Source organism: Nonomuraea fuscirosea, from assembly GCF_035917475.1.
GTDB classification, from domain to species: Bacteria; Actinomycetota; Actinomycetes; order Streptosporangiales; family Streptosporangiaceae; genus Nonomuraea; species Nonomuraea fuscirosea.
Genome location: NZ_CP109074.1, coordinates 3,252,687 through 3,274,169, shown reverse-complemented (window position 1 = coordinate 3,274,169; position 21,483 = coordinate 3,252,687). Strand labels below are relative to the sequence as shown.

The window sequence follows — 21,483 nt, the reverse complement described above, 5'->3', positions numbered from 1 at the left end:
GTGCGCGTCCGCCTCCGGCCCAGCCTGCTCGCCGCCGCGCTGGTGCTGCTGACGTGTCTGCCCGCCGGCCACGAGGAGCTGTCCTCCGGCGTGCGGCCGACGGCCGCCGACGTGATGTCGCTCGTGCTGGCGGTGGCGGCGGTCGCCGTCCTGCTGTCCCGTCCGGCGGCGGAGCGGCTGCCGGCCCGCGTCCTGGTGTTCGCGCCGGTCGCGGCGGCGGCCGGCGTCTCGTTGCTGGCCTGCGCCGACGTGCTGGCCGGTGTGCCGGGTTATGTCAGGTACGTCCAGGTTTTCGTGGTCATTCCGCTGGCCGTGCTGGTGGCGGTGCGCGACCGTACGGACACGCTGATCGTGGGCGGGGCCCTGGTCGCGGCGGCCGCCACGCAGGGCCTGGTCGGCTGCGTCCAGGCGATCACCGGCACCGGGGCGTCGTACGCGGGCGAGCAGGTGCGGGCCGTCGGCACCTTCGGCGCGCCGGACGTGATGGGCATGGCCAGTGTGGTCAGCTTCGGGGCGATCGTGCTGCTGGGGGCCGGGCTGACCCTGCGGGGCCGGCGCCGCGCCGCCGCCCTGACCGCGGCGGCGCTGCTCTGCGTGCCGCTGGCCCTGTCGCTCAGCCGCGGCACCTGGCTCGCGCTGGCCGCCGCGGGCCTGGTCGTGCTCTTCCTGCACAGTCGCGTGCTCGCCGCCCGGGTGGTGCTGGCCGGCACGGCGGCGGCGATCGTGCTGGCGCTCGGCGTCGGCACGGGGCCGGACCTGCTGGGGCGGCGGCTGGACTCGGTCGCCTCCTCCGTGTCGCAGCCCGACCAGTCGCTGCGCGATCGGTACAGCCTGTGGCGGACCGCCCTGGACATCTGGCTGGAGCACCCGGTGACGGGGGCGGGTCCGCGCGGCTTCGCGCGGTTGCGCGACACGTACGCGCCGATCGAGCTGTCCACCGGGAGCGACACCGAGGACCCGGTGCACGGCTTCGAGCGCCGGCCCCTGCTGTCGCCGCACAACATGTACCTGCTGACGCTCAGCGAGCAGGGACTGCTCGGGCTGGCCGCGCTGGCCGGATGCCTGGGGTCGCTGGCGTGGTGGGCGGTGCGGGAACGCTCGCTCGTCGCGGCCGGCCTGCTGACCTGGCAGCTCGTCGACTTCTGCTACGGCGACATCGGCGGCGCTCCCACGCTGGTCATGTCCGTGGCACTGGGCCTGGCCCTGTCGCTCGTCACCCGCCGCGAGACGTCCACGTTCTCCGGCGCGCGGGCGGATGCCGGCGTCGGCGGTGGTCGGCGATGACGGCGACGGCCGCCCCTCGGGCGGCGAAGGCCGTCGGCGTCACCGCCGTGCTCGTCGGGCTCGGATCCGGGCTCGGGTTCGTCCGGGATCTGACGCTGGGGACGACCTTCGGCGCCGACGCCGAGACCGACGCGTTCCTCGTCGCCTGGACGATCCCCGAGACCGCCGCTCCGCTGCTGATCGAGGGGGCGATGGCGTTCGTGCTGGTCCCCCTGTTCAGCCGGGCGCTGGAGGCGGGCGACGACCTGCGCAAGCTGGTGTCGGCCACGATGCCGGCGCTGTGCCTCGCCCTGGCGGCGCTCAGCGCGGTGACCGCGGCGGGCGCGCCGTGGCTGGTCGGCGTACTCGCCCCCGGCATCCCCCGGGCCGACCTCGCCGTCGGCTGCATGCGCCTGACCTCGATGACCATCCTGACGTTCGGGCTGGCGGGCTACCTGAGCGCGGCCCTGCGCGCGCAGCACACGTTCGCGCCGCCGGCCGCCATCTACCTCGCCTACAACGCGGGGATCGTCGGCTGCGTATGGGCGCTGAGCGGCCAGGGCGCGTTCGGGGCGGCGGTCGGCGTGGCCGTGGGCGGCGTCGCCATGGTGGCCGTCCAGGCCCCGGCGTTCGCGCTGCGCCTCGGCCGGTCCCGCCGAGCCCCCGGTGACGGACCCGCCGGCGGGGTGGCGTTGTCGTGGGGGGTGTTCGTGCCGGTCGCGGTGTTCACGCTGACCCGCCAGTGCCAGGTCTTCATCGAGCGGTACGTCGGTTCGTCCCTGCCGGCGGGCTCGATCTCGCACCTCAACTACGGGCAGAAGCTGTCCCAGGTCGCGATGGTCGTGTCACTGATCGCGGCGACGGTGAGCTTCCCGCGCCTGGCCCGCGCCATCGCCGCCGGCGACGGCGCGGCGGCCCGCCGGACGCTGCTCGCCGACCTGGTCGCCGCCGCCGCGATCGTGCTGCTCGCCACGGCGGTGCTGCTGGTCTGCGCCCGGGACGTCGTCACCGTCCTGCTGCGGTACGGCGCCTTCACGGAGGCCGACGCCGCGGCCACGGCGGCGATCATGCGGGTGTACGTGCTGGGGCTGCTCGGTCAGGCGGTGGTCGGCGTCGTGTGCCGCGCCTACTTCTGCGCCGCGCGCGCCTCCTGGTACCCGGCCGTGGCGATGGCGGCGGGGCTGGCCGTGATGGCGGTGCTGGCCCGGCCCTCGTGGGGCGTCACGGGGATCGCCGCGGCCAACGCGGCCGGGATCACGGTGACCGCCGTCCTGCTGCTCGTCCGGCTGCGTACGCGCATCGTCGCGCTGCCGCTGCGCGATTCCGCCGGGCCCGTCGGCCTGCTGCTGCTGTCAGCCGTGGTCGCGGCGGCGGCCGGCTGGGCGGCGCGGGCCGCGCTGGCGGGCCTGCCCCAGCCGGTCGTCCTGGCCCTGACGGGCGCCGCGATCACCGCCGTCTTCTGCGCCGTGGCGGTGAGCACCGGGGCCCTGACGACGCTCACCCACCCCTCCGGAGACACCCGATGGACCAGATTGCGAGGTGGCGCGTGACCACCATGCCGCTCGTGCTCATGTACCACTCCGTGGAGCGGTACGACAGCGACCCGTACCGCGTCACCGTCTCCCCCGGCCGCTTCGCCCGGCAGCTGGGCTGGCTGGCCCGGCACGGCCTGACCGGCGTCTCGATGCGCGAGCTGCTGCGCCGCCACGCCGAGGGGACCGCGCGCGGCCTGGTCGGGCTGACGTTCGACGACGGGTACGACGACTTCCTCGGCGAGGTCGTCCCCCTGCTGCTCAAACACCGGTTCACCGCGACGGTGTTCGTGGTGTCCGAGCTGCTCGGCGGGCACAACGGCTGGGATGCCGGCGGCCCGCGCAAACGGCTCATGGACGAGGACGGCGTGCGCCGGGCGGCGAGCCTGGGCATGGAGATCGGGTCGCACTCGGCCGGGCACCGCTCGCTGGCGGGACTGAGCGAGGCCGAGCTCCGTCACGAGGTCACCGCCAGCAAGGCCACGCTGGAGCGGGTGCTCGGCGACGAGGTGAGCGGATTCTGCTACCCGTACGGGCACGCCACCGCCCGGGAGGTGAGCGCCGTCCGCGCGGCCGGGTACGGCTACGCCTGCGCGATCTGGCGCAGCCCGCTCAACGGCAGGCACCTGCTGCCCAGGACCTACGTCGGGGAGCGCGACGGCGGCCTGCGGCTGAGCGTCAAGCGGGCCCGCCACCGGGTCAGGTGGGGCCGGTGAAGGTCCTGCACGTCATCACCGGGCTGGCGGCCGGCGGCGCCGAGCAGCAGCTGCGCGTCCTGCTGCCCCGGCTGCGGGCCCGGTGCGAGGTGGCGGTGCTGACCGGGCGCGGGGTGCTGGCCGACGCCATCGAGCGCGACGGCCTGCCCGTGCACCGGATCGGCATGCGCGGCAACACGGACCTGCGGGCCGTGGGACGGCTGGCCCGGCTCATGCGCGGGCGGCGCTACGACGTGGTGCACACCCATCTGTACCGGGCCTGCGTGTACGGCAGGCTGGCGGCGCGGCTGGCCAACGTGCCGGCCATCGTGGCCACGGAGCATTCGATCGGGCACGAACACATCGAGGGCCGCAGGCTCACCCGCCCGGTCAGGGCGCTCTACCTGGCCAGTGAGCTGCTCGGGCACGCGACCGTGGCCGTGTCGCCGACGGTCGCGGAACGGCTGTCGCTCTGGGGCGTGCCGCGCTCGCGCATCGTGGTGATCCCGAACGGCGTCGACGGCGCGGCCTTCGGCTTCGACGCGGAGCTGCGCCGCCGTACCAGGGAGCGCCTCGGCCTGGACCCGCGTGCCTTCGTGGTCGGCGGGATCGGCCGGCTGGAACCCGGCAAACGCTTCGACGTGCTGGTGGAGGCGGTGTCGGCGCTCGGCAGGGCGGTGCTGCTGCTGGCCGGCACCGGGTCGTGCGAGCCGCGGCTGCGCCGGCTGGCCCGCGACGCGGGCGCGGAGGACCGGGTGATCTTCGCCGGCGAGTCCACCGACGTGCCCGCCCTGCTGTCGGCGATGGACGTGCTGGCCGCGCCCTCGGCGGAGGAGGCGTTCGGCCTGGCGGTGGTCGAGGCGCTGGCCGCCGGCCTGCCCGTCCTGTACGGCGCCTGCCCGGCCGTCGAGGACCTGCCGCCGGGCGCGGCGCCGGGCGCGAGACGGGTCGCCCCGGACCGGCTGGCCACCGAGCTGGCCGCACTGGCCGCCCGGCCGCCGGAACGGCTCCCGCCGCCCGAGGCCGTCCGCTGCTACGACGTCCGCCACCAGGCGGACCGGCTGGAGTCGCTGTATCTGCGCCTGCTGGGCGCGGCACCCGAGGAGGAGAAACGATGAACTGGACCCCGGCCCGCCTCACGGGCCCGCTGTCGCGCTGGTGGCTGCCGTTGTCGCTGACGACGGGGCTGCTCGGCGGCCTCGCGTACACCCTGGCCGGGCAGGCCGTCTACACCTCGGACGCGTACGTCGTCGTGGTGGCGGGCGGCGAGGCGACGCGGGCGGGCGACTACGCCGCCGCCTACGCCCGGGTGGCCGCGCAGCCCGGCGTGCTCGGCGTCGCCGCGGCCGACCTGGACGGCCTGAGCGTGGCCGCCTCGCCCGACGCCCCGCTGATCCGCCTCACCGCGGCGGCCCCGACCGCGGCGGAGGCGGCCGGCCGGGCCGACCGGCTGGCGACCGCGCTGATCGCGTACGCCGGCACCCACGCCAGCGACACCCACGTGCGGCTGGCCCCCTTCGCCGGCGCCTCCTCCCCCAGCCGTCCCTCCGCGCCCGTGCCGCTGGTCAACCTGGCCGTCGGCGGCTGCGGAGCGGTCCTCGCGGGTGGCCTGCTCCGGCTGGCCGCGCCGCCGGCCCGCCGCCGCGCCGTACGTGAGCAGATGCCCGAGCCGGTCGGGGCGAACGCGTGAGCGCCGCACCGTCGCGGACCTCGCGCGCGGGGCTGACGGTGCAGGTGGTCAGGGAGGACGGCGACCTGGCCGCGCTGTCCGCCGACTGGACGGACCTGTACGCCCGCAGCTCGGCCGCCACGCCGTTCCAGTCCTACGGCTGGCTGTGCTCCTGGTGGCGGGCGTACGGGACCCCGGGACGGCTGCGCGTGTTCCTGGCCCGGCGGGGCGGGCGGCTGGTGGCGGCGGCGCCGTTCCTGCTGGAGCGTCGCGGCGGCTGCCGGGTGCTGACGCCCGTCGGCGCGGGCCAGGCCGACTTCACCGACATCGTCGTGGACGACCTCGAAGGCGACGCGGGCCTGCGTGAGCTGCGCGCCGGGATGCTCGCCCAGCCGGGCTGGGACGTGATGGACCTGCCCGAGGCGCGACCGGGCGCGACCGTGCGCAGGCTGGCCGAGCTGTGGGAGGGCCGGGCCTGGTCGCTGCCCGCGTCCACCTGCCTGCAACTGCCCGGTCAGCCGATCGAGCAGGTGCTGGCCGGGCTGAACAGCCGCCGGGGGCACCGGCTGCGGCACGCGCTGCGCAAGATCGACGCGCTGGACGCGCAGGCGGTCGCGGTCGGGGCGGACCAGGTGGAGGGGTCGGTGGCCGAGCTGCTGCGGCTGCACGCCATGCAGTGGGAGAGCCGGGCCATCAACGTCCAGCACACCGAGCGGCGCTTCCGCGACCATCTGGCCAGGGCGGTGCGGACGCTGGTGGTGGAGAATCAGGCCACGCTGACGGAGTACCGGGTCCGCGGGCGGCTGATGGCCTGCGACTTCGTGCTGGTCGGCAAGGACTTCGTGGGCGGCTACCTGTACGGGGCCCATCCCGACCTGCGGGCCGAGGCCGACGTGCTGACGATGTTGCTGCGGCACAACCTGGCGCTCACCCATCGGCTGGGCCGGCCCGTGCTCAGCCTGCTGCGCGGCGACGAGCCGTACAAGACGAAGTTCGGCTGCGAGGCGGTGGTGAACCAGCGGGTGATGCTCGGGCGCGGGCTGCGCGCCGCCGCCTACGCCGCGACCGCGAACGCGCGCGCGACCGGCCGGGAGCTGGTCAAGCGGCGCTGCCCGCGGCTGGCGCGGAAGGTGGCGGCATGGCAGTGAGGCCGGGCGTCCTGCACGTCACGCAGCCTGTGGACGGCGGGGTCGGGGCGTACGTGGCCACGGCCGCCGCCGACCAGATCCGGCGGGGCTGGCGGGTCGCGGTGGCCTGCCCTCCTTCCGGGTGGCTCGCCGGCGAGCTGGCGGGCTCCGGCGTGCCGTGCCTGCCGTGGGCGGCGGGCCGGGCACCCGGGCCGGGCGATCTGGCGCGGGCGGCGGGGCTGGCCGGGATCGTCCGGCGGTTCGCCCCCGACGTCGTGCACCTGCACTCGTCCAAGGCCGGGCTGGTGGGCAGGGGCGTGATCAGGGGCCGGGTGCCGACGCTCTTCCAGCCGCACGGCTGGTCATGGCTCGCGGCGGGCGGCCCCGTGGCCGCCGCCGCGCTCGCCTGGGAGCGGCTGGCCGCGCGCTGGGCCGATCGGGTGATCTGCGTGGGCGCCGGCGAGGCGGACCTGGCCTACCGGCACGGCGTCCGCGGGCGCATCGTGGTGGTCCGCAACGGCGTCGACCTGCGCCGCTTCCCGCCCGCCTGCTCGCGCGAGCGGGCGGCGGCCCGCGCCCGCCACGGGATCGGCGAGCGGACGCCGCTGGCCGTCTGCGTCGGCCGGGTCTCGCGTCAAAAAGGGCAGGAGGTGCTGCTGGCGGCGTGGGAGCGGGTGACCGACCGCGACGACCAGGCCCGGCTGGCGATCGTCGGCGGCGGCCCGCTGCTGCCCGCCCTGCGGTCGCGCGGCGGGCCGCGCGTTCACTTCGCCGGCGGCGTGAGCGACGTCAGGTCCTGGTACGCCGCGGCCGACGTGGTCGTGCTGCCGTCGCTCTGGGAGGGGCTGCCGCTGACGGCGCTGGAGGCGCTGGCGACGGGACGGTCGCTGGTCGCCTCGGCGGTGCCGGGACTGACGGAGGTGGTGACCGGCGCGACCGGCTCGCTGGTCCCGCCGGGGGACGCGGGGGCGCTGGCGGGGGCGCTGCTGGCCAGGCTCGGGCAGCCCGCGCTGACGGCGGCCGAGGGTGCGGCCGCGGCGGCGCTGGCCGGCGGCTTCGACGTGGACAGGTCGCTGGACGAGCTCGCCGCGCACACGCTGGAGGCGCTGGGCGGGGGCGAAGGCACCGGGGTGGGGGCGGCGCGCAGCCGGTCGCGGAACACCTTCGACGAGCGCGGGTTGGCCCCGCACCGCCAGACGCCGTGGGGACAGTAATCGGAGATCGAGTGATAGGCCACGTTGTGACTGCCGATCCAGTCGAGCATCCGCCGGACGTAGGCGGAGCGGTCGCCTCTGCGGAACAGCCCCCACTCGGGGAAGGAGAGGGGCTTGCCGTGCCGCGCCGCGAACTCCGCCTGGGCGCGCAGGCCGTACGGCTGCTTGACGTAGTCGGCGAACCCGCGGCCGGGCCCCTGGTCGTAGCTGTCCATGCCGATGATGTCGACCACGTCGTCACCCGGGTAGCACTCCGTCCACGGGATGGCGTCGTGCCCGCGGCTGGGCGCGAAGTCGAAGCGGAAGCGCTGGCCGGGCATCGAGCGCATGGCGGCGACGATGCGCCGCCAGTAGCCCTTCCACGCCGGCGGGTCGGGCGCGCACCGGCTGGAGTAGGTGGTGCCGTTCATCTCCCAGCCGAGGACGATGATCGTGTCGCCGGCGCCGGAGGAGACCAGCTTCCAGGCGAGCCGGCGGAAGTGGTGGTCGTGCTCGCCGCGCGCCCCTTCGCTGAGCCGCCGCGCCACGACGCTGTCGGGCAGCCCGGCCTCGTTGGGGGCGACCATCGGCACGTTCAGCGCCAGGACCCGGCCGGGGCGGGCGGCCCGCCAGCGGGTCCAGGGCTCCAGGACGAACGGGGCGCCCGCGATGGCGTCCCAGCGGTCGCCGGGCAGGTACGTGCGCCCGACCGTCACCGTGTTGCGCAGCCACGACTCGAAGCCGGGCAGGTACTGCGGGCCGCGCCAGTCGGAGGAGAGGAAGACGCCCAGCGCCGCCGGCGGGCCCTGCGGTGGGCCCTGCGGTGGGCCCTGTGGCGGGCCCTGCGGCGGGGGGCTCGCTGGAGGGCTCGGCAGTGCGGGGCCCACTGGAGGGCTCTGCGGCGCGGGGCTGTGCGGCGGGGGGCTCTGCGTCGGGTCGGCGGACGGCGTGCCCAGGCCGAGCGTCGTGCCCGCCATCGTCCCCGCGACGATGGCCATCGCACAGTGCCGATAGCCCTTCCTGATCACCGTCGCGGTGTCACCTCGCGTTTCCTCCATATAAGGCAGGTAGCCGCAAACCGGATATTCAACTCACGATTTGCCCGATCCATGGCTTTTCCTGGAAGAGCAGGACGTTCACCATGCTTGATCGCACCGTTCCGGCGCTCGTGCTGCGGATCGACGACAACGTCTTCCACCACGGCACTCTCGGCGCCATCCGGTCCCTCGGCAGGGCCGGCGTCGAGGTGCACGGGCTCATCGACGACCGGCGTACCCCTGCCTCCCGCTCCCGCTACCTGGCGCGCTCACACGCCTGGCCGCGCGACCGGGACGTCATCCGCACGCTCCGGCAGGTCGGCGACCGCATCGGCCGCCGCTCGGTGCTGCTCGCGATGGACGACGCCGCCGCCATCGCGGTGGCCGAGCACGCGGCCGACCTGCGCTCCCGCTTCCTGCTGCCCGGCCAGGCGCCCGGGTTGCCCCGCGTGCTCGCCGACAAGCGCCTGCTGGCCCGCCTGTGCTCCGCGCTCGGGATCCCGCAGCCGGAGTCGCGGGTGATCACCGGCGAGCGGGACGCCGCCGCGGCCGTGGCCGACTTCGGCCTGCCGCTGGTCGCCAAGTGGGCGCGGCCCTGGCTGCTGCCCGCGGGCCACGGGCTGCGCAACACCAGCCTGGTGCGGCAGGCCAAGCACGTGCTGCCGCTGCTGCGGCACCTGCCGGGCAACGACCTGCTGTTCCAGCGCTTCGTGCCGGGCGGGCGGCACTCGGACTGGTTCTTCCACGGCTACTTCGACGAGAACTCGCGCTGCCTGTACGGCGGGGCGGGCCGCAAGGAACGCTCGTACCCGCGCGGCGCGGGCCTGACCACCTACGGCCGCTGGCTGCCCAACCCGGCCGTCGAGCGGATCGCCCGCGACCTGGCCGCGACGCTGGGCTACCGCGGCGTGCTGGACATCGACTTCCGGCACGACCCGGCCACGGACGCCTACCAGCTGCTCGACTTCAACCCCCGGCTCGGCGCCCAGTTCCGGCTGTTCACCGACTCCAGCGGCCTGGACCTGGTACGGGTCGCGCACCTGCACCTCTCCGGCCGGGCGGCGGCGCCGGGGCGGGCCGGGCACGGGCGGACGTACGTGGTGGAGAACTACGACCTGCTCACCGCCGGTCCCGGCTGCCTGCGCGCCCTGTGCTCCGGCGACGAGCTGGCCTGGCTCTCCCCCGACGACCTGCGGCCCTTCGTGGCCATGGGCGGGCGGACGGTGCAGCGCGGCCTCGACCGGATCACCCGGTCACCGAGACGGCGAAGGAGGAAAACATGGGAACCCCGGTGATCGACGTGGCGATCGTGGGAGCGGGCCCGTACGGCCTCTCCGTGGCGGCGCACGCGCTGCCGGCCGGGCTGGACGCCCGGGTGTTCGGCCGGCCGATGCACGCGTGGGAGCGGCACATGCCCAGGGGCATGCTGCTGAAGTCCGAGGCGGACGCCTCCCACCTCGCCGACCCGGCGCGGCGCTTCGGCCTCGACGCCTTCCACCGCCACGCCTTCGGCGAGCCGGTGCCCGTGGAACGGTTCGCCGCCTACGGCCGGTGGTTCCAGGCGCGGGCGGTGGGCACGGCCCTGGAGGAGCAGGAGGTGAGCTCCGTCGGCCTGGACGGCGGCCGGTTCGCCGTGACCCTGGCGTCAGGGGAGGTGGTCCCGGCCAGGACGGCGGTGCTCGCGCTGGGCTTCCTGCCCTTCGCCTACCGGCCGCGTTCCCTGGCCGCGCTGCCGCCCGAGGTGTGCACGCACAGCTCCGACCACGCCGACCTGAGCGCCTTCGCCGGCCGGGACGTGACCGTGGTGGGCGCGGGGCAGTCCGCCCTGGAGACCGCGACGCTGCTGGCCGAGGCCGGCGCGAGCGTCCGCGTCCTCGCCCGTACGGACGCGCTGGCCTGGAACGACGTCCCCGCGCGGCGGCGCTCGACGCTGGCGCGCCTTCGCGCGCCCCGCTCCGCGCTCGGCAGCGGGTGGCCCTCCGTCGCCTGGTCGCGGCTGCCCGGCGCGGTCCGGCACCTGCCGGCGGCGGCCCGCGGCCACATCGTGCGCACCACGCTCGGGCCCGCCGGCTCGTGGTGGCTGCGCGAGCGGTTCGACGGAGCCGTCACGGTGACGCTGGGCACCCGGCTGATGGCCGGCGAACACCGCGACGGGGTGCGGCTGCAGCTCCGGGACGCCACGGGCGCGCGGACGACCATGGTCACCGAGCACGTCATCGCCGCCACCGGATACCGGGTGGACGTCGGCAGGATCGGCGTCCTCAGCGAGGACCTGCGCCGCGCGGTGGCGTCATCGGGGCCGGGCCCCCGGCTCAGCCGCACCTTCGAGACGTCCGTCGCGGGACTGCACCTCGTCGGGCTGGCGGCGGCGCCGACGTTCGGGCCGGCCATGCGGTTCGTGTGCGGCTGCGACTTCGCCGCCCGCCGGGTGACCAGCGGGCTCGTCAGCCGTCTGCGCGCACCATCACGGACCACCACCAGGCACAACTGAACCAGCAACACGGGGGAAAGAATGATTTGTCGCACCATGGTGGCCTGCGCGGCCACCACCTTCCTGAGCCTCCCGGGCATGGTCACCGGCGCGCATGCCGAGAACACCTTCCCGGACATCCCGGCCACCGTTGCCGAGACCGCCTTCCCGGACGTCCCGGCCACCGTCGCTCATGCCGAAAGTGCCTTCCCGAGCGTCCCGGCCGCCATCACCGGCACTCAAGCCGGGAACGCGTCCTCGTCCTTCACCAACTCGGTCACCGCCGCCGTGGGCCGCACGCCCTCCGGGGTCCGGGTGACCGTGACCAAGACCATGATCGGCAAGTCCCGGGTGGCCTCGGCCAAGGTCCTGCGCGCCGACCCGGCGGCTCCGGACGACGAATACCTCATCCCGGCCAACGCCAAGACGACGGCCGGGTTCGTCGACCTCTACGAGCACTTCGCGGCCCGGCCCGGCGCCTGGAATGACGTCGCCACCCTGACGTTCACCTTCTCCAGACCCGTACGCGACCCGCATCTGCACGTCTTCGGCACCGGCGGCTCCTCGGGCGACGCCGGCGACCACGACGACTACTGGCCCGCCATCGAGCTGACCGGCGGCACCCCGGCCACGCCCGCCTTCGCCCGCGTGGCCGGCTTCCCCGGCTACCGGACCACCGCCACCGCCATCGAGCCGGAATGGACGTATCCCACCGGCTCGACCACCTGCGGCGTGGTCTACGCGTGCGGGACGGTCAAGGTGAGCGGCATCGTCAGCTCGTTCACCGTCAAGCTGCGCGCTCACGACGACCGCCAGGGGAAGGGCGGGCCGACCCCGCAGTTGTGGGCCGCCTTCAAGCTCTCCCTGGCCGAGGACGACTCCGACGCTCCCGCCTCCTACGGCGCGGCCTCCCACGCGATCACCCGCTCGTCCCTCGGACGGACGGTGACCGCCGACCACACCGACGCGGTCAGCATGACGCCGCGCGCCCTGCCCGCCGGCACCGACGCCGACGACGCCGTGACCGTTCCGCGGGCGCGCATCGCACCCACCGGCAAGGCCTACACGCTCGCCGTCCCCGTACGGGCCGGGTCCCCGTCGCGGCTGAACGGCTGGATCGACTTCAACCGGAACGGCCGCTTCGACGCCGTGGAGCGGGCCACCGCCAAGGTCAGGGCGTCCGCCACCACCGCCACGCTGCGCTGGACCGTTCCGCAGCCGCTGCACACCGGCGTCACCTGGATGCGGCTGCGGCTCGCCACACAGGGCGCGGTGACGGCGTCACCGACCGGGTGGGCGGACAGCGGCGAGGTCGAGGACCACCAGATCGAACTCGCCCGCCACTGCCCGTGCACGAACTGACCTCGCAAGTCACGACTCCGGGCCGGTCACGGTTCTGGCGGCTCCTCGGCGTGGGGCCGGACGACCGCGACCGGGCAGGTCACGTGGTGCAGCACGCCGTGGCTGACCGAGCCGAGCACGGCCGAGGCGAGGCCGCCGAGCCCGCGTGAGCCCACGACGACGAGGTCGGCCGTCCGGCCGGCCTCGATGAGCGCGGTGATCGGGTGAGCGCACACCTGCTCGTCGGTGATGACGATGCCGGGGTCGCGCTCACGCCGGCCCGCGATCCGCTCGGCCACGCGGTGGAACTGCGCGGCCATGATGTCCTCTATGAGGCCGTCGTAGGGCACGGCGTAGGGGGCGGCGTACGCGGAGAACAGCGGCAGCTGCCAGGCGTACACCACATGCAGTTGCGATCCGCGGGCGCGGGCCTGCTCGACGGCGTAGTCCAGGGCGACCTCGGCGTGTTCGGACCCGTCGTAGCCGGCCACGACGCGGTCGTACCACAGCGGGGTCGGCGCGCGGACGATCACGACGGGCCCGGTGGCGTGCCCGGCCACGGCCAGGCCGACGGAGCCGAGCAGCATCCCGGCGAACCCGCCGCGCCCGCGGCTGCCCAGCACCACGCTGTCCGCCGAGTGCGACTCGGTGAGCAGGGCCCTGACGACGTCGCCGCCGAGCAGGTCGCCGCTCACCTCGACGTCGCGGGTGAGCTCCCGCCCGCGGCGGACGGCCGCCTCCAGGATGTCGGTGCAGGACGCGGTGCTCTCGTCGTGGACGCGCGGCTCGCACACGCTCGCGTCGTGAACCTGCGGCTCGCACACGTGCACGACCCGCAGCGCGGTTCCGCGCCGCTGGGCGTCCACCGCGGCCCACTCCACCGCCGCGATCGCCGGGGCCGACCCGTCCACCGCGGCGACGACGTGACCCTTCATCAGCGCGCTCCCTCAAAGAGCCGATCCCCTCTCTCTCCATCATCACCCCGCCGGCTCCCCCTATGCCGACAAACAGGACACTCTTCCGTTGAGTCTGATTTATCCGACAAAAGGGTTATTTCTGGCATTGCATGAGACGCCCGTCTGCGCCCAGCCCCGCATTCCAAAGGATTCCTTGACATCCGCTCCCCGCCGAGCAGATGATTCCAAGCATGTCTTTGGAATCCTGGAGGGAACGGCCGCGGCAGGTACTGGACGACCCTGCCGCCCTGCGCGCGTTCGCCCACCCCGTCCGCCTGGCCCTGCACGAGCTGCTGATGCGGGCCGGCGCGATGACCGCCGCCGACGCCGCCCGCGAGGTCGGCGTCAGTCAGGCGCTGGCCTCCTACCACCTGCGGCAACTCGCCCGATACGGCTTGGTGGAGCAGGCAGAGGCCCGCGACGAGCGGGAACGTCCGTGGAAGGCGACGTCACTGACCCAGAGCTGGTCCGACACCGGCACCGACCCGGAAACGTCGGCCGCCCGCGGCCTGCTGGAGCAGGTCATGGCCGAACGGGCACTGGGCCGGCTGGCCGAATGGCAGGAGCGCCGCGCGGACGAGCCGGACACCTGGCGGAACGCCGGCGGAATCGGCAACTCCTACCTCTACGTCACCCCTGAAGAGCTCGCCGCGCTGGACGACGCGGTCGGCCGCCTGCTGGAGCCGCTGATGGCGCGAATCGCCGACCCGTCCGGACGACCGGAGGGCGCCAGACCCGTCCTGCTCACCACCCTCACCATCCCGCTCCGCACCACCGAAACCGGTGACTGACCCCGGCCACGCCGTCCCGCGCCACGGCGAAGAAGCAGCGCGGACCGCGACCACCGCGCAGGACAGGGAAGTGCCAGGACGCGCTACAAGCGCTCCGCAGGACGCGGCAGCACTGGAGCGGGCCACAACGCCGCAGGTCGCGGGCGGTTCGGGCGAGCCGCTGGAGCGGTCGGTGGGTGGGATTCGGGACCTGCTCGGGGCGAATCGGGACTACCGGCGGCTGCTTTCGGCCGGGCTGATCTCGCAGACCGGTGACTGGGTCGTCAGCACCGGCCTGGCCTACCACGTCTACGTGCTCACCGGCTCCACCCTGTCCAGCGCCGCGATGCTGCTGGCGGGCCGGTTACCGGACGTCCTGCTCGGCTCGGCGGCCGGCGTGCTCGCCGACCGGTGGGACCGGCGCAGGCTGCTGGTGATCGCGGACGTGCTGCTCGCGCTCGGGCTGCTGCCGCTGCTGGCGGTACGCGAGCCGGACCAGGCCTGGATCGTCTACGGCGTCGCCCTGTGGACGGGCGTGGTCAGCACGGTCCTGATCCCCGCCCAGAAGGCCCTCGTGCCGCAGATCGTGTCGTCCACGCAGCTCGTCAGGGCCAACGCGCTGCAGGGGCAGACCGGCCAGGCCGCCCGGCTGCTGGGCGCGCTGGTGGGCGGGGCCGCGGTGGGCGCGGGCGGGCTGGCCGCCGTCGTCTGGATCGGCGTGGCCGGCTTCGTGGTCTCCGCGCTGCTGCTGTCCGGGCTGCGCGGGCCCGCCCGTACTCCGGCCGCGACGACGATCGGCGGGCAGTGGGTGTCGGGGCTGCGGCTGGCCGGCTCCGACCGTGGGGTGCGCCTGCTGGTCACGTACATGGTGATCACAGGGCTGGGCGAGGGCGTCTTCGCGACGCTCGCGGCGCCTTTCGTGGCCGACGTGCTGGACGGGTCGGCGGACGCGTACGGGCTGTTCCTGTCGGCGCAGGCGGTCGGCGGGATCGTCGGCGGCCTGCTGATCGCCGCCCGCCTCGGTGACGTCACCCCTCGGGTGCTGTTCGGGTGGGGAACGGTCGTCTTCGGCCTGGCCGACCTGGCACTGTTCACCTACCCGCTCATGACGCGGGAGCTGTGGCCCGCCTTCGCGCTGATCGCCCTGGCCGGGCTGCCCGCCGCGGCGGCGATGGCGGGGCTGACCACGTACGCCCAGACGGCCACCGGGGGCGACCGGCTGGGCGCGGTCTTCGGGCTGCTCGCCAGCGCGCATGCCGCGACGTCGCTGCTCGGGATGGCACTGGCGGGCGTACTGGGAAACCGGCTCGGCATCGTCCCGATGCTCTGCCTGCACGCCGGCGGCCTGATCACGGCCGGCACGCTCGTCGTGGCGGCCTCACGTCGTTCCTCCCAGCACCCTTGACCCACATTCAGTAACGCGGCCGCCCTGCGCCGTCACGGGCCCGTAATGCCTTCGTCCTTCGTGAACATTCTCCGTTTACCCTCTGTTTAACGTCCAACGTTGGACGTAGGATGTCCCATCTCAGAGCTCCCTGGCGAAAGGGCGAAGACATGCACGAGGGGTATCCCCCGGAGGGCCGTACCGGGCGCTCATGGCGGCGCCGGGCGGGCGCCGTCACGATGCTCGCGGGCTTACTCACCGGCGCGTCCGTCGCGCCGGCGGCCGCGGCGCCGACGCCGGCCCCCGCGACGCCGACCGTGACGGCATCGTCGACAACGCCGGCGACCACGCCATCGACGGCCACTGAGACGACACCGGCCGAAGGTCCCGAGACGGGTGCGAGCGGCGGCGGCGCGCCGTTCGCCGACGAGCAGGTCCTCTACAAGCAGGGCGACTTCGGGTACGCCTGCTTCAGGATCCCCGCCGTCGTACGGGCCGCGAACGGCATGGTCCTGGCCTTCGCCGAGGGACGGGTGAAGGACTGCGGCGACGACGAGGACATCGACCTGGTGTTGCGCCGCTCCGCCGACGGCGGGCGGACCTGGGGCCCGCTGCAGGTGGTCTCGGAGGGCAACGGGACGACCCACGGCAATCCGGTGCCGATCGTGGACCGGCGTACCGGGCGGGTCGTGCTGGTGAGCACCCACAACGGCGCGGAGCCGTGCCCGAACGGCTGCGACCGCGACCCCTGGGTCCAGTACAGCGACGACCACGGCGCGACCTGGTCGGCCGCCAGGGAGATGACCGAGGGCAAGCGCCCCGAGTGGAACTTCTGGTACGCCACCGGCCCGATGCACGGCATCCAGCTCGAACGCGGCCCGCACGCCGGCCGGCTGGTCGTCGGGGCGAGTTACGAGAACTGGGACCGGGTCGGCGCGCACGCCTACGGCACGCACCTGCTCTACAGCGACGACAGCGGCGTGACGTGGCACATCGGCGCCGAGACATCCTACGACGACGGCTCGATCATCGCCCAGGAGGTCACCGTCGTCGAGCTCAACGACGGACGGATCTACGCCTCGGGCCGCGAGCGCGGCACCGCCAAGGGCAACCGGGCGTACGCGATCAGCAGCGACGGCGGCGAGAGCTGGGACGGGCCGATCCGCACCATGCCGGCGCTGGCGACGACCGACGTGCAGGGCTCGCTGGCGCGCTTCAGTGACCGGCGCGTCCTGTTCTCCTCGCCGATGCACCCGGGCGCGAGGGAGGCGATGGGGATCCGGTCGTCCTACGACGAGGGCCGCCGCTTCGAGACGTGGGACGAGGGCAAGGTCTTCCACTGGGGGCCGTCGGCGTACTCGGACATGGTGCGGCTGGACGGCGACGAAGCGGCGCTGATGTACGAGGCCGGCGCGGTCACGCCGTACGAGCAGATCCGGTTCACCCGGTTCAACGAGGCGTACCTGGAGACGCCGAACGGCACCCCGCCCGGCATCCCCGGCCCGCCCGCGCCCGGCCCGACGACGCCGGACGTGTCGCCGGCCCGCAACCCGGCCTACGTCCGCGGCGGCGCGCAGCCCGTCGAAGGGCGCTTCGGGAAGGGGCTCGCCCTCGACCGGGTGGACGACCGGGTGGAGGTGCCGTTCGACGACTCCATCGACCTCGGCGCGCAGGACTTCACGCTGACCACCTGGATCCGCTACGCGGAGACGGCCGGATCGCACGCGATCCTCTGGTTCCACCGGGTGGACCGGGGCACCAACCCGCCTGGGCTGTGGCTGCGGGCCGAGCCGGCCGGCAACCGCATCAGGGCGGTCCTGTCCGTGGACCGGTTCGACGTGACCGTGCAGTCGCCGGGCGCGTACAACGACGGGCAGTGGCACTTCGTCGCGCTCCAGCGGGCGAGCGGCGAGCTCAGGCTCTCGGTGGACGGTGTACAGGTGTCGTCGGCGGCGGTGCCCGGCGGGTCGCTGACCCTCGGCAAGGAACTCGGGCTCGACGGGATCCACATCGGGCAGCGACTGGACGGCGCGGACCGCTTCCGCGGCACACTCGACGAGGTACGCGTCTACCGGCGCGCCCTCTCCGGCGCCGAGCTGGACCTGATCAGGCAGCGCAACCTGCCCATCGGCGGCCGGCTGGGCCTGCGGCTCCCGTTCGACACCGTCAACTGAGAACCAGCGGGAGCTGAGAAGCGGCGGTAGCTGGGAAACGGCGGCGACAGACCGGCGGCATCGGCTGAGGAGCGACGTCAGCTGAGCGACACGAAGGCGACACAGAGGCGACACAGAGGCGACGGCGCCCGCGGAACCCGCGGGCGCCGCGCCTTCGCGGTCGTGAGCCGCCGCCCTCCCGCACTCGCAACGGCGCCGCGCCTTCGCACGACGATCGTCAGGCGACACCCGGCGGCCTGGACATCCCATGTCCGGTACGAGCGCGAACGGGCGGCGTTCCCCCGATGGCCCGCCCGTGTAGTCGGCGTAAACTCTTCCGCACCGCCTGGCCTTCCGGGACCTGGAGGTGGGATGTTCGACACAAGGTCTTGGACGAGCCTGGAGGCAGCATGCCCACGCGTGACGGCGCGTCGCTTCAGGAGCGCATCGTCGCCCTGATCCACGAACGCGGGCTGGCCCCCGGGTCCCCCATGCCCACCGAAGTGCAGCTGATGGACCTGCTCGGGGCGAGCCGCAACAGCGTCCGCGAGGCCGTGCGGGCGCTGCGCGCGCTGGGCATCGTCGAGATCCGCCACGGACATGGGACGTTCGTCGGGCACGCGTCGCTCGACGTGCTGACGCCGTCGCTCGCCTTCCAGGTGCGTTCGGGACCAGGCGGCGGGATCCAGGCGCTGCGCGACCTGGTCGAGGTCCGCGAACTGCTGGAGACCGGGCTGATCGGGCAGGTGGCCAAGAGCGCCAGCGTCACCCGGCTGGCCGCGCTGGACGCCCTGGTCAACGGCATGGACAGGGACCGGGAGGCGGACCGGGCGTTCCACGCGCTGCTGTACGAGTCGAGCGGCAACGAGCTGGTGCTGCAGCTGATCGGCCTGTTCTGGGACGTCTACCACGAGGTCGAGCCGACGCTGGACCCGCCGGAGGAGCGGACCGCGGAGATCGTCGCGAACCACCGCAGGATCGTGGCGGCGCTGCGCGCCCGGGACGCCGAGGCCGCCAGGGAGGCGATGCGGCTGCACTTCCGCGACGTCAAGGCCCGCATCGCACGGGCGAAGACCGGGACCGAGGAGCCGGCGGACAGCCCTTGCCGCTGAGATCCGGGCGCCATCGGTGCGGGCCGGCGGGCTGGACCCGGCGACGGCCCTACGCCACCCGGCCGGGTGGGCGACACGCTGAGCCAGGTACTGTCTGTGCCTGCATCCGCCCTGGTCCCCGGCCTGACACTGTCTCTATGACGACAAACACTCAGCTCGCACCCATCGGCCTGCTCACCGGCAAGGTGGTGTTCATCACCGGCGCCAGCCGCGGCATCGGGGCGGCCGCGGCCCGGCTCTTCGCCGCCGAGGGCGCCGCGGTCGTGCTCGCCGCCCGCGGCGAAGACGCCCTTCGGGCGATCGTCGACGACATCCGCGCGAAGGGAGGCGTCGCCGACGCCGTCCCGCTCGACCTGGCCGACCGCGAGAGCGTCCGCGCGGCGGTCGCGCGCGTGGAGGAGCTGCACGGACGGCTCGACGGCGCGTTCAACAACGGGGCCGCGATCCAGCAGCCGGGACCGCTGGACACGACCGGCGAGGACGACATAGACGAGCAGTTCGCGGTCAACTTCCGCGCCCACTGGACCGCCATGAACGCCGAGGCCGCCCTCATTCGGCGGAGCGGTGGCGGGGCGATCGTGAACACCTCCAGCATCGGCAGCCGCCGCGCGAACCCGGCCCTGCCCGCGTACGGGGCGATGAAGCGCGCGCTCAACAGCATCACCGAGACCGCCGCGGTGACCTGGGGGCCTGACGGCATCCGGGTCAACGGCATCACGCCGGGCGGCACCGCCACGGAGATGATCGACACGTGGGAGGCGGCGACTCCCGGCATCATCGACCGGGTGACGTCCTCGATCCCGCTCGGACGCATGGCCGAGCCTCGCGAGATCGCCGAGGCGGCCGCATGGCTGCTCAGCGACCGCGCCTCGATGGTGACCGGCGCCATCCTCCCGGTGGACGGCGGCGCCGGCGCCTGAGAACGGGCGGCTCGGGCGGAAAGGCGAGCGTCCGGGGGCCTGTGCGTGGAAGGTCGGTGTTCTGGGCCGGTGGGCGGGTCGTACGGGATAGCCTGGGGCGTGATCGTTTCGAGGTGGCGGGGGTACCGGTGACGGGATCCCGGGTGTTGGGCGTGGACGGCCAGGGGCGTATCGGCGAACATCAGGTCGAACGGCTCCTCGGCGAGGGCGGGCAGGGCGCGGTCTACCTGGCCAGATCGCCCGTCGGCGGGCACGTCGCGATCAAGGTGCTGCACGAGCGGCTCGCCGGCGATCCGGAGGTCCGGCGCCGGTTCCTGCGCGAGGCGGAGGTCGCCGCCAGCGTCGCCCCGTTCTGCACGGCGCGGGTGATGGGCACCGGGATGCTGGGCGAGCGGCCGTACATCGTCAGCGAGTACGTCCAGGGCCCGTCGCTCGACGAGCTGGTCAAGCGGGACGGGCCGCGCGTCGGCGGCGGGCTGGACCGGCTGGCGATCAGTACGCTGACCGCCCTCGCCTCGATCCATCGCGCCGGGATCGTGCACCGCGACTTCAAGCCGGCCAACGTGATCCTCGGCCCCGAAGGACCGGTCGTGATCGACTTCGGCATCGCCAGGACCCTCGACACCATGACCACCACCAACCACGTGGCCGGGACGCCCGCGTACATGTCGCCCGAGCAGCTCGGCGACCGGCCGCTCACGCTCGCCTCGGACATGTTCTCCTGGGCCGCCACGATGGTGTTCGCGGCGACCGGGCGCAGGGCCTTCACCGGCTCGAACGTGCCCGCGGTGATGCACTCCGTCCTGCACGGCCCGCCCGATCTGTCCGGGGTGCCCGAGCCGCTGCGCACGATGGTGGCCGCCTGCCTGGCCAAGGACCCGGCCGACCGCCCCGCCGCCGACCACCTGCTGCGCAACCTCACCTCCGGCGACGTACGCGCCGCCGCCGCGTCCCCGGGAACCGCGTCTCCGAGCAGTGCGCACCTCGGCACCGAGCACACACTCGTGGAAGGCATGCGGCCGCCGGCCGCGTCCGCCGTCCCCACCGCGCCCGCGGGCCTCGACGGAGCGAAGGCGCGGCGCGGGCGTTCGCGCCGGTTGCCGCTCGCGGCCGCGGCCGTCGCGGTGGCACTGGCCGTGACGGCGGGCGTGCTGCTCGTGCCCTCCTGGACGGCCGCCAACCAGGGCGAAGGAAAGAAGGCCGCCCCGCTGGTGATCGGCGGCAGGACGTACGCGACGGTCGACGTGACCGACGGCTTCGACGGCGCCCAGACCGGCTACGACCGCTACCAGCCCTTCGGCGCCGAGGCGCTGCCGGTGATCAAGGCGGAAGGCGGCAGGCTCAGCGGCACCAGCCAGGGCCCGTTCTTCGGCTGGTTCGCCCTGCCGGGGGCGCCGTCCTCCGGCGACACGGTCAGCCTGGTCACCCTGGGCGCGATGGCGGGCACCGGCGAGCCCGAGGACAGCGTCTTCGTCGGCCGGGTGAAGGACGCGGGCACGTACATCGGCGCCTGGTACAACAACACCCGCAAGGAGAGCGGCATCGACGTGCGGATCGGCGGCGAGTTCCGGCACGGGAGCAACAGCGCCGAGTTGTCGCTCGTGCCCGGTGACCGCCTGGCCCTGGTGCTGTCGGGCGGCACCACGATCACCTCGTACGCCGAGACCGGCGGCACCTGGCGGAAGCTGAACACCGTCTCCGTGGACCTGCCGGGCACGGCGGAGGAGCGGGCGCGCTGGCGTCACGGCTTCGCCCTGCGCGGCACGACCGGCACCATCACCCTGGACGCCGCCGAGGGACGCACCGCCGCCGGCTGACCCGGCGGACCGGCGGCGACCGACCGGCAGCGGATGGCCGGCGG

Annotated in this window: 17 protein-coding genes; 16 read left to right on the top strand and 1 reads right to left on the bottom strand. The window is 74.4% G+C overall.

All coding sequences use genetic code 11. From position 1 onward, the window contains the following. The 10 genes from OIE67_RS14785 (at position 1) to OIE67_RS14740 (ending at position 12,348) form a co-directional block, all read left to right on the top strand. The gene (locus OIE67_RS14785) at positions 1–1,284 is read left to right on the top strand and encodes an O-antigen ligase family protein (RefSeq protein WP_326640552.1); all 1,284 of its coding nucleotides are present in this window, start codon (positions 1–3) and stop codon (positions 1,282–1,284) included. After that, positions 1,281–2,813 carry a lipid II flippase MurJ gene (locus OIE67_RS14780; protein ID WP_326640550.1) on the top strand — a complete coding sequence of 511 codons (1,533 nt, stop codon included), beginning with the start codon at positions 1,281–1,283 and terminating at the stop codon, positions 2,811–2,813. Before OIE67_RS14785 ends, OIE67_RS14780 begins: the two co-directional genes overlap by 4 nt. 5 nt (positions 2,814–2,818) lie before the next feature. Then, entirely contained in the window at positions 2,819–3,511 is a 693-nt protein-coding gene (locus OIE67_RS14775; RefSeq protein WP_326645357.1) for a polysaccharide deacetylase family protein, read from the top strand. Next, on the top strand, positions 3,508–4,608 hold the full coding sequence (locus OIE67_RS14770) for a glycosyltransferase (RefSeq protein ID WP_326640548.1): 1,101 nt from the start codon (positions 3,508–3,510) through the stop codon (positions 4,606–4,608). Before OIE67_RS14775 ends, OIE67_RS14770 begins: the two co-directional genes overlap by 4 nt. Then, positions 4,605–5,180, top strand: coding sequence for a hypothetical protein (locus OIE67_RS14765; RefSeq protein WP_326640546.1), 576 nt, complete (start codon positions 4,605–4,607; stop codon positions 5,178–5,180). The genes OIE67_RS14770 and OIE67_RS14765 overlap by 4 nt, the downstream gene beginning before the upstream one ends. Next, positions 5,177–6,307, top strand: coding sequence for a GNAT family N-acetyltransferase (locus tag OIE67_RS14760; protein WP_326640545.1), 1,131 nt, complete (start codon positions 5,177–5,179; stop codon positions 6,305–6,307). Before OIE67_RS14765 ends, OIE67_RS14760 begins: the two co-directional genes overlap by 4 nt. After that, positions 6,298–7,500, top strand: coding sequence for a glycosyltransferase (locus tag OIE67_RS14755; protein ID WP_326640542.1), 1,203 nt, complete (start codon positions 6,298–6,300; stop codon positions 7,498–7,500). The genes OIE67_RS14760 and OIE67_RS14755 overlap by 10 nt, the downstream gene beginning before the upstream one ends. A gap of 1,120 nt (positions 7,501–8,620) precedes the next feature. Further along, complete coding sequence (locus OIE67_RS14750) at positions 8,621–9,811, top strand: carboxylate--amine ligase (protein ID WP_326640540.1); 1,191 nt, start codon at positions 8,621–8,623, stop codon at positions 9,809–9,811. Beyond that, entirely contained in the window at positions 9,796–11,007 is a 1,212-nt protein-coding gene (locus tag OIE67_RS14745; protein WP_326640538.1) for an NAD(P)-binding domain-containing protein, read from the top strand. The genes OIE67_RS14750 and OIE67_RS14745 overlap by 16 nt, the downstream gene beginning before the upstream one ends. A 21-nt stretch (positions 11,008–11,028) precedes the next feature. Beyond that, positions 11,029–12,348, top strand: a complete 1,320-nt coding sequence (locus tag OIE67_RS14740) for a GEVED domain-containing protein (RefSeq protein ID WP_326640536.1) — start codon at positions 11,029–11,031, stop codon at positions 12,346–12,348. A gap of 26 nt (positions 12,349–12,374) precedes the next feature. Here the strand turns inward: OIE67_RS14740 and OIE67_RS14735 are convergent, their stop codons facing one another. After that, positions 12,375–13,262 carry a universal stress protein gene (locus OIE67_RS14735; protein WP_326640534.1) on the bottom strand — a complete coding sequence of 296 codons (888 nt, stop codon included), beginning with the start codon at positions 13,260–13,262 and terminating at the stop codon, positions 12,375–12,377. A gap of 212 nt (positions 13,263–13,474) precedes the next feature. Here OIE67_RS14735 and OIE67_RS14730 point away from each other — a divergent pair, with 212 nt between their 5' ends. The 6 genes from OIE67_RS14730 (at position 13,475) to OIE67_RS14705 (ending at position 21,439) form a co-directional block, all read left to right on the top strand. Continuing rightward, entirely contained in the window at positions 13,475–14,074 is a 600-nt protein-coding gene (locus OIE67_RS14730; RefSeq protein ID WP_326640532.1) for a winged helix-turn-helix domain-containing protein, read from the top strand. Between the two features lie 172 nt (positions 14,075–14,246). Further along, positions 14,247–15,458, top strand: coding sequence for an MFS transporter (locus tag OIE67_RS14725; protein WP_326640529.1), 1,212 nt, complete (start codon positions 14,247–14,249; stop codon positions 15,456–15,458). 149 nt (positions 15,459–15,607) lie between these two features. Continuing rightward, the gene (locus OIE67_RS14720; protein WP_326640527.1) at positions 15,608–17,611 is read left to right on the top strand and encodes a sialidase family protein; all 2,004 of its coding nucleotides are present in this window, start codon (positions 15,608–15,610) and stop codon (positions 17,609–17,611) included. Between the two features lie 389 nt (positions 17,612–18,000). Further along, positions 18,001–18,702 carry a FadR/GntR family transcriptional regulator gene (locus tag OIE67_RS14715; protein WP_106251285.1) on the top strand — a complete coding sequence of 234 codons (702 nt, stop codon included), beginning with the start codon at positions 18,001–18,003 and terminating at the stop codon, positions 18,700–18,702. Positions 18,703–18,839: 137 nt separating this feature from the next. Then, entirely contained in the window at positions 18,840–19,622 is a 783-nt protein-coding gene (locus tag OIE67_RS14710) for an SDR family NAD(P)-dependent oxidoreductase (protein WP_326640524.1), read from the top strand. A 152-nt stretch (positions 19,623–19,774) separates the two neighbouring features. Then, complete coding sequence (locus OIE67_RS14705; protein ID WP_326640522.1) at positions 19,775–21,439, top strand: serine/threonine-protein kinase; 1,665 nt, start codon at positions 19,775–19,777, stop codon at positions 21,437–21,439. Positions 21,440–21,483: the final 44 nt, after the last annotated feature.